Annotated in this window: 8 protein-coding genes; 4 read left to right on the top strand and 4 right to left on the bottom strand. The window is 67.5% G+C overall.

Annotation, left to right across the window (positions count from 1 at the left end):
* Positions 1-338: 338 nt before the first annotated feature.
* From ACM0O9_RS16295 to hemH, 3 genes are all read right to left on the bottom strand, one after another.
* Positions 339-2,444 (bottom strand): methyl-accepting chemotaxis protein, encoded by a 2,106-nt coding sequence (locus ACM0O9_RS16295; protein WP_235649974.1) that lies wholly within the window; start codon positions 2,442-2,444, stop codon positions 339-341.
* Between the two features lie 291 nt (positions 2,445-2,735).
* On the bottom strand, positions 2,736-3,590 hold the full coding sequence (locus ACM0O9_RS16290; RefSeq protein ID WP_111129266.1) for an alpha/beta fold hydrolase: 855 nt from the start codon (positions 3,588-3,590) through the stop codon (positions 2,736-2,738).
* Complete coding sequence (hemH, locus tag ACM0O9_RS16285) at positions 3,587-4,549, bottom strand: ferrochelatase (RefSeq protein ID WP_065177801.1); 963 nt, start codon at positions 4,547-4,549, stop codon at positions 3,587-3,589. Before hemH ends, ACM0O9_RS16290 begins: the two co-directional genes overlap by 4 nt.
* Before the next feature lie 165 nt (positions 4,550-4,714).
* Here hemH and ACM0O9_RS16280 point away from each other — a divergent pair, with 165 nt between their 5' ends.
* The 4 genes from ACM0O9_RS16280 to tatC all read left to right on the top strand — a co-directional run bounded on the left by ACM0O9_RS16280 (position 4,715) and on the right by tatC (position 7,131).
* Complete coding sequence (locus tag ACM0O9_RS16280) at positions 4,715-5,608, top strand: lipid-binding SYLF domain-containing protein (RefSeq protein WP_235649975.1); 894 nt, start codon at positions 4,715-4,717, stop codon at positions 5,606-5,608.
* Between the two features lie 75 nt (positions 5,609-5,683).
* Positions 5,684-5,911: a Sec-independent protein translocase subunit TatA gene (gene tatA / locus ACM0O9_RS16275; protein WP_005420453.1), complete on the top strand. Its 228-nt coding sequence runs from the start codon at positions 5,684-5,686 to the stop codon at positions 5,909-5,911.
* A gap of 15 nt (positions 5,912-5,926) precedes the next feature.
* Positions 5,927-6,385, top strand: a complete 459-nt coding sequence (tatB, locus tag ACM0O9_RS16270; protein WP_053500646.1) for a Sec-independent protein translocase protein TatB — start codon at positions 5,927-5,929, stop codon at positions 6,383-6,385.
* Complete coding sequence (tatC, locus tag ACM0O9_RS16265; RefSeq protein WP_005420449.1) at positions 6,382-7,131, top strand: twin-arginine translocase subunit TatC; 750 nt, start codon at positions 6,382-6,384, stop codon at positions 7,129-7,131. Before tatB ends, tatC begins: the two co-directional genes overlap by 4 nt.
* Before the next feature lie 77 nt (positions 7,132-7,208).
* On the opposite strand, the gene ACM0O9_RS16260 is transcribed toward tatC, so the two are convergent.
* Positions 7,209-8,120: a BPSS1780 family membrane protein gene (locus ACM0O9_RS16260; protein ID WP_005420447.1), complete on the bottom strand. Its 912-nt coding sequence runs from the start codon at positions 8,118-8,120 to the stop codon at positions 7,209-7,211.
* Positions 8,121-8,161 lie beyond the last annotated feature (41 nt).

Below are 8,161 nucleotides of genomic sequence, written 5' to 3'. Positions count from 1 at the left end.
GGGGGGGGGGGGCCGCCCCCCCCCCCCCCCCCCGCCATGGCTGCACACCGGCCGGTAGATCCACGCGATGCGTGGATATTCTCTGCGGGCAGCCACAGCGCCAGCCAAGGTTGGCCGCTACCGGCGGGAGGTCAGACAGTGGGCGAGGCCGTAATTGCCAGCCAGCGGCCGGCACTACCGGTAGATCCACGCCGTGTGTGGATGCGGCGCCAAACAGGGTTGGCCGCTCCTCACGGCAGGTCCGGAAGCGGACTTTTCCTGACCCATCACGCAAAAGCAGGCAAAAAAACGGCGCCCTGCGGGCGCCGTCTTGATCAGGATCGCATTGCAGGCCCGGATCAGGCGGCCCGCGGGACCTCGTGCGGTTCCTGCTGGCGGAACACCGATACTGCCTCGGTAAGCGTCCCCGCCTGCGTCTGCAGCTCGCGTGCGGCCGCGGTGGCTTCTTCCACCAGCGCCGCGTTCTGCTGCGTGGCCTGATCCATCTGCACCACGGTCTGGTTGATCTGCTCGATGCCGATCGACTGCTCCTGCGAGGCCGCCGAGATCTCACGCATCAGATGGCTGACATTCTCCACGCCGCCGACAATGCCCTGCATCCGCTGGCCGGCGTCGGCCACCAGCTGGGCACCTTCACCCACCTGTCGGCCTGCCTCATCGATCAGCTTTTTGATTTCCTGTGCGGCGGCGGCGGAGCGCTGCGCCAACACGCGCACCTCGCTGGCCACCACGGCGAAGCCACGGCCCTGCTCACCGGCACGTGCGGCTTCCACCGCCGCATTGAGCGCGAGGATATTGGTCTGGAAGGCGATGCCATCGATCACGCCGGTGATGTCGCCGATCCGCTTTGAGGCGCCTTCAATCGCCTGCATGGTGTCGACAACCCGCTGCATCGCGGTGTTGCCATCACTGGCGGCGTTCTGCGTGGACGCAGCCAGCTCACTGGCCTCGCGCGCATGCGCAGCGTTCTGGCGCACGGTGGCGGTCAGCTCCTCCATCGAGGCTGCGGTTTCCTGCAGGTGCGCCGCCTGGCGCTCGCTGCGCTCGGACAGCGCACCATTGCCTGCAGCGATCTCGCTGGCGGCGGTACTGATCGAGGCCGCGCACTGCTGGATGCGGCCCACCATGCGCGCCAGCTGGCCGGCGGTGGCGTTGGCATCACGCTGGATCGCGGCGAAGGCACCGTGGTACTCACCGTGCATGCGCCGATCGAGATCGCCGTTGGCCAGCGCCGAAAGCATCTGCCGCACGTCGTTGACGGTGCTGCCCAGCGTATCGAGCAGCTGGTTGATGCCACCGGTCAGGCCATCGAGGAAGCTGGCGCCTTCGGTTGCCTGCAGGCGCTGGCCGAGATCGCCGGCAGCGGCAGCAGCGACGATGCCGGCCACGGCGTTCTCCAGCGCCAGCTCCTGGGTACGGTCATGCCATTCCACGGCGAAACCGAGGCGCATGCCCTGTGCATCGAACACCGGGGTGACCACCTGGGCGAAGTGCACCGGGCCGATCTGTACCTTGCCGTTGTGGCTGGCCTGCAGGCCATTGAGGATGGCGCGGATGCGGTCCGGGTTGGCATGGAAGCGATGGATGCTGCTGCCGACCAGGCGTTCGGCATCGAAGTCAGGGAAGGCCTGGCGCAGTGTCGCCTGCTGGTTGCGCAGCAGAGCCACCACCGAGCGGTTCACATAGCGGATCACGTGATCATTGTCGGCGATCATCATCGCGGTGCGCGAGGCATCCAGCGCCTGACGGATCTGCGCATTCTCGGCATGCGCCTCAGCCTCACGCCCACGTTGGGCCTGGACGTGGCGCGCGGTATCGGCCAGCGCATGGGCCAACGAGCCGGGTGCATAGGATGCGGTGTCGGCATGTGCGCCCAGGTCGGTGCCCGTGGCGATGTCGCGGGCCAGCGCAGCCAGCCGGCGCGGGCCGTGGCCAAGCGCCTCGGTCTGCTGGCGCAGGCGCAGCGCGACCTGGCCGAGGAATGCCGTCAGCCCGGCGAACAGGCCCGCCTGCAGCAAGGTAGGTCCCACTGCTGCTCCCTGCAGCAGCGGCGCCAACAGCGCGAGCGTGCCGATGCCACCGGCCAGCCATACCGGCAGGCGATCACGATGGCTCAACAGCACGCCCAGCAGCAGTGCAATCGGCAACGCCGGTGACAAGCCCGCGATCGCGCACAGCCATGCCAGCTGCAGCGACAACAACAGCGCCAGGCCATTGCGGGTGACGCTATGGCCCGCTTTGGGACCGGCCAGCCAGATGGCAGGCAGCACAGCGGCCGCGACCAGCGAGGCGGTCAGGACATGAGGCCCGCGCAGGGCCAGCACCAGGCCGGCCACCGCCAGTGCCGCACTGCCGATCAGCAATCGGCGGTCAGCGCGGTGGGCGAGCCGCTGCAGATGCGGCAGGCGGGCGGTATCGGGGGGGCGAGTGGATGCAGCGGACATCGGCGACTCCTGGATCAGCAGACGACAACGGCCACACGGTGACGCACGCACGAGTGCGTGGCCAGGGCATGGACCGGGAATTCGGGGAATGCGACGCAATCAACGTCGCGCAGACGGGGCGCCGTGACCACATCCTGTGGGTGACGGAGCAATGGAGCGGGCATGCGGACTTCCTTGCAGGACCAGACACACGCCGCAGGCCCGACCGGGCCCACGTGCTGCGGACGCAGTGGCCCGCAACTGATGTATCGGCCGGAAGTGCGCAGAATGAAGTGCAGCGGACGCTGCGACTCAGCCGGCGTTGTCGTTGCCGAGGAAGCGCAGGATCACCTCGGCGATGCGTGCCGGGTCTTCCATATGCAGGTGGTGGTTGCCGGGAAACACGGCCAGCCGTCCATCACGCAGGTGCTGCAGGCGATCACTGCGCATCGGCTCGGGATAGTAGGACTGCGCCGGCGTGGCGTAGATCACCTGCGTCGGGCAGGCGATGGCCTGCAGCAGGTTGTCGATCTGGCCTTCGCTGAGGCGGATCGCAGTGGGCAGCATCAGGCGCGGGTCGCTGCACCAGCGGTAGCCACCTTCGACCGGTTCCACGCCGCGCTCGACCAGCAGCCGTGCGCAGGGTTCGCTGAGCTGGTTGGTCATCATCCGCGCGCGGATCGGCGCTGCCAGATCGGGGAACACGCGCAGCTGCTTGCGTGCCAACGCGCGCGTGGCGTTCACATGCTCGCGCAGGCGATGCGCCGTTTCTTCCTCGGGACCGCGCAGGCCGCCGAGTGCTTCGATCGCCACCAGCCGATCAACACGGTCGCTGACCGAGGCGGTAAGGCTGGCGATGCCGGCACCCATCGAATGGCCGAGCAGGCTGAATCGGTCCCAGCCCAGCGCGTCGGCGACATCGAGTACGTGGCAGATCGCGGCGGCCGTGGTGTAGCTGGCACCCATCGGCAGGTGCGCGCTGTGACCGTGGCCGGGCAGATCGATGGCAACCAGTTGCAACGCCGATAGGTGCGGCGCCAGCGGCACGAAGCTGGCGGCGTTGTCGAGCCAGCCATGCAGGGCCAGCACGCGTGGGCCGCCGCCGTGGTTGCGCAGGCCGGCGACGCGTGCGCCCCCGACCTGGAGTTCAAACGGTTGCAGGCTCATGCCAGCGAGGACACGGCCAGCCGTGCCAGGGCGCGTGCATGCTCCGGCTCGGCGTTGAGGCAGGGGATGTAGCGCATCGTCGCACCGCGCTCGGCCAGTGTTTCGGTGAAGCCCAGCGCAACCTCTTCCAGCGTCTCCAGGCAGTCGGTGGCAAATCCGGGGCAGACCACGTCGATCTGCTTCACGCCGGATTCGGCCAGCGCCCACAGGCTGGGCTCGGCATACGGCTGCAACCAGCGCTCGCGGCCGAAGCGCGACTGGTAACCCATCTGCCAGTCGTCCTTGCCCAGGCCCAGTGCATTGGCGATGGCCTGCGCACTGGCCTCGCAGCGCTGCGGATACGGGTCGCCCGCGTCGGCCAGGCGCTGCGGGATACCATGGAAGGAAAACATCAGTTTCTGACCGCGACCGTGCTGTTCCCAGTAGCGGCGGATCGATCCGGCTACGGCCTCGACCCAGCCGGGATCGACCGAGTAATCCCGCACCAGGCTCACGGTCACGCCCGGGTTGCGGCGCTGCCACGCATCGACCCGGTCTTCGACCGAGGCGGTGGTGGTGGTGGAGTACTGCGGGTACAGCGGCAGCACCACGATCCGGCGCGCGCCGTCGGCGGCCAGACGGTCGAGCTCGCCGGCCAGCGCCGGTTCGCCGTAACGCATCGCATGGCGCACCGTCAGGGTCGGCAGCAGGGCCTGCATGGCCTGCGCCAGCTGGCGCGTATGCACCATCAGCGGTGAGCCGTCGGGCAGCCAGACCTGGGCGTACTTGGCCGCCGACCGGCCACTTCGCAGCGGCAGGATCAGCCCGCGCAGCAGCGGCTGCCAGAGCAGTGCCGGAATCGCGACCACGCGCGGGTCGGACAGGAATTCGGCCAGGTAACGGCGTACGGCGGGGGCCGTCGGCGTCTCGGGCGTGCCTAGGTTGACCGCCAGCACGGCGGTATCGGGTGCGTCGAGCATGGGCGGTATTGTCGCCTATCCGGCGCCGCACCGGGATGCAGGGTTCGGATTGCAGGCATAGCGCGCATCAATGCGGGCAGGGAACGCTCATTGGGGATTCATGGCAACACCACTAATTTCAGTCACTTGCTATATCTTCCTATGGACTGACTTCTGGAGCCTGCCATGCGTCGCCCGATCCAAGCCCTGCTGATCGCCGCCAGCCTGCTGTCCAGCCAGGCCATGGCCGGACCGCAGGAAGACCAGCGCGCCCGCAACGCCGTGCGCGTGCTGGCCGAAATCCAGGAAATTCCTGAACAGGGCATTCCGGATAAATTGCTCGACGAAGGCCGCGCGGTCATCGTCATTCCCGACACGATCAAGGCCGGTCTTGTCATTGGCGGTCGTCGTGGCCACGGCCTGATGTCGGTGCGCATGCCCAATGGCGCATGGTCCAACCCGGTGTTCGTGAAGCTCACCGGTGGCAGCATCGGCTTCCAGGCCGGCGTGCAATCTTCGGATGTGGTTCTGGTGTTCCGTAACGACCGCAGCCTGGACAATCTGGTCAACGGCAAGTTCACGCTCGGCGCCGATGCTGGCGTTGCCGCCGGTCCGGTCGGCCGCAATGCCGCCGCCGCCACCGACGGCCAGCTGAAGGCCGAGATCTGGTCCTGGTCGCGTGCCCGTGGGCTGTTCGCGGGCGTCGCGCTGGATGGTGCGGTGCTGCAGATCGACGATGCCGCCAACCTTGACGCCTACGGCAGCAACACCACACCGCGCATGATCTTCGAAGGTCGCGCCGCCGGTGCGCCGTCGATGGACGTGGTCGCCTTCCGTGATCGTCTGGAAGAGGCCACCTACGCCGCCCGCAACAACCGCAACGGCAACGGTGGCAGTGCACCGCGTCCGGCGGCGACCCCGGCGGTTGCGCCGGCGCCTGTTCAGGCAGCGCCGGCCGCCCCAAACGAAGCCACCACCGCGCCGCTGCAGAACGTGCCGCAGAACCCGCCGCCGCAGCAGCAGGGCTTCCAGCCGGTCAACGACGGCGAAATCCGCACGGAAACGCTGGGCGGAAACTGACTTTCGTCACGCGCGCCGGCTGACACCCGGTGCGCTATGCTCGACAGCCTGATCACTAACGTAACGAGCGTCTTTATGGGCAGTTTCAGCATCTGGCATTGGTTGGTCGTGCTGGCCATCGTCCTGCTGGTGTTCGGCACCAAGCGCCTGACCAGTGGCGCCAAGGACCTCGGCTCGGCGGTCAAGGAATTCAAGAAGGGCATGCGCGACGAAGACAAGCCGAACGCGCAGCTGGGCGATGAGTCGCGCAGCCAGGACGCCTCGCGCACCGCGCAGGACGAGCACGACCGTAACGCTCGCTGATCCGGAGCGGTTGCGGTGTTTGATATCGGCTTCAGCGAACTGCTGGTGATCGCGGTGGTCGCCCTGGTGGTGCTCGGTCCCGAGCGCCTGCCCAAGGCGGCCCGCTTCGCTGGCCTGTGGGTGCGCCGTGCCCGCAATCAGTGGGATTCGGTGAAACAGGAACTGGAACGCGAACTGCAGGCCGAGGACATCAAGCGGCAAATGCAGGAGGTGCGCCAGGGCATGCAGGACACCGAGAACCAGCTGCGCGCCAGCGGCGAGGCGATCCGTCGCGAAGCGCAGCAGGCGCAGCAGCAGGGCGATGCGCTGGCGCAGGAAGTACGCGCGCCGGCGCCTGCGGATCCGCCGCCGCATATGGGCGGCCTGCCGCCTGCCGATGCACCGGTACAGGAGGGCATTGCGCCAGAGCCGATGCCGGCGACACCCCCTGAAGCCGGTGCTCCGACGCCGCAGCGCACGGAGCGCCAGCCATGAGTGAACAGGATTTCGGCGAAAGCTCGCTGGTCGAACATCTGGTGGAACTGCGCGGCCGCCTGGTGCGCGCATTGCTGGGCCTGGGCGTGGTGCTGCTGGCGCTGCTGCCGTTTACCCAGAAGCTGTACAACGCGCTGGCCGAACCGCTGGTCTCGCAGCTGCCCAACGGGCAGACGATGATCGCGACCAATCCGGCCGGCGCCTTCTTCGCGCCATTGAAGCTGACCTTCTTCGTTGCCCTGTTCGTGGCGGTGCCGTGGCTGCTGTACCAGCTGTGGGCCTTCGTCGCCCCGGGGCTTTACGCGCGTGAGAAGCGCCTGGCGGTGCCGCTGCTGGTGTCTTCGGTACTGCTGTTCTACACCGGCTGTGCCTTCGCCTACTTCCTGGTGCTGCCGGCGGTGTTCCATTTCCTGACCACCTTCAGCCCGGACGTGATCGCGATCACCCCGGATGCGAATGCCTACCTGGATTTCGTGCTGGCGATCTTCTTCGCCTTCGGTGGCAGCTTCGAACTGCCGGTGGCGATGGTGATCCTGGTGCTGCTGGGCTGGGTGACGCCGCAGCAGTTCAAGGAAGGCCGTGGCTACGCGATCGTCGGCATCTTCGTGCTGGCGGCGGTGCTGACCCCGCCGGACGTGGTCTCGCAGCTGATGCTGGCGATCCCGATGTGCCTGCTCTACGAGCTGGGCATCCACGCCGCACGCTGGCTGGTGCCATCGTCGGCGGTGAAGAAACCCGCCGCCTAAAAAAAGGGGACGGAGGGGATTAAGTCGCTATCGGCACAGTGGCACAAACGACTTAATCCCCTCCGTCCCCTTTTTCGTCAGGCGTGGAAGATGTCGCTTGAGGTCGGGGTGGTCGGGACCGGCGGTGCGGCGCGACTGCCACGGTGCACGAACATCTGCTTCCACGCGGCATAGACCGCGCCGACATACAGCGGCATCAGCACCGTGGTCAGCACCAGCTGGGCGATGAAGGCGGCGGCCAGCGGGCCACCGATCAGCATCGCGATCTGGATCACGATCACGAACAGGATGTAGATGCAGAACGCGGCGATCAGGCCGAGCACGGCGAACACGATCATCGCGCCGATGTTCTCGATGCAGCCCTGCAGGCTCAGGCGCAGCGCGTGCATGCCGCTCTGCTTGTCGAACACCACCAGCGCCGGTTGGGTGAACATTGCCAGCGACAGTGCGACCGCGCTCAGGAACACCAGCAGCATCCACAGCGCGATGCGCTTGGCCGGCAGGTTGGCCACCAGCGCCGCGGCATCGTCCGGCTTGATCTGCTGGCCACTGCGGCTGATCTCTTCCATCTTGGTCATGACCTCGCTGAAGGCGGTGAAGCCTTCGCGGCCGATCATCATGAACAGCAGCGCGCCCAGCAGCAGTACCGCCAGCACCTGGATCGCCAGCGGCACCAGCAGGTGGCTGACGCGGTGGTCGCGGATCGGCTGCAGCAGGTGCGAGGACAGGCCCGGGCGGCCTTCGTCGATCTCACCCACGGCGTAGAGCATGCCGCCGAACATGATCGGCGAGATGGCCAGGGTCATCAGCTGCACGGCCATGCCGGCGGCGCCGGGAATCAGCGTCGACAACAGGGTGACCACCCAGCTCACCAGCAGCCAGGCCAGGCCGATCCGGGCCAGCTGCAGCGGCGCACGCCGATACAGCGAGAACGTATCCAGCAACCACTGGGCGCCCGCCGAGGCCGGCAGCTTGCGAATCTCTTTCATGGACATCCGGGAAGGACAGGAGGGGACGGGCGGTTGCCCGT

Origin of the sequence: Stenotrophomonas sp. FR012, assembly GCF_047520565.2 — a bacterium.
In the GTDB taxonomy this organism is placed as follows: domain Bacteria; phylum Pseudomonadota; class Gammaproteobacteria; order Xanthomonadales; family Xanthomonadaceae; genus Stenotrophomonas; species Stenotrophomonas sepilia.
Note: the sequence above shows the minus strand (reverse complement) of the source record. Positions and strands in the feature narration are given on the sequence as shown.